The 320-nt window shown below is 67.5% G+C and carries 1 protein-coding gene; it reads right to left on the reverse strand.

Features of this window, described 5'->3' with window-relative positions; genetic code table 11:
- Positions 1-283 (reverse strand): hypothetical protein (locus QCE83_RS35065; RefSeq protein WP_309821485.1); only part of this gene is annotated, 283 nt, incomplete at its 3' end.
- Between the last annotated feature and the right edge of the window lie 37 nt (positions 284-320).

The raw sequence follows: 320 nt of genomic DNA on the forward strand, positions 1-320 counted from the left end.
GCCGAACGTGCAGGCGAGTTCGGATCTCGCGGGCCTCTCGATCGATCTGCCGGCGCCGTTCGGCAAGGCGCAAGGCACGCCGATGCCGTTCTCGTTCCGCTGCGTCCGCGCCGAGACGGCCGTTCACGTCGATCGCATAACTGCCGTCCGGCTGCACGCCGCCTTTCGCGCGCACGTCGCCGCCGAGCAGTTCCGCGGTCAGTCCATCGAGCCTGACGGTCTTCGCGCCGAAGTCGGCGCGCACGTGCATTTCGTAGGGCGCGCTGCCGTTGATGCGCTTCATGAACTGCACTACCTGCGGGCTGATGTGCGTGTTCAGC

Source organism: Caballeronia sp. LZ034LL (genome assembly GCF_031451215.1).
Lineage (GTDB): Bacteria > Pseudomonadota > Gammaproteobacteria > Burkholderiales > Burkholderiaceae > Caballeronia.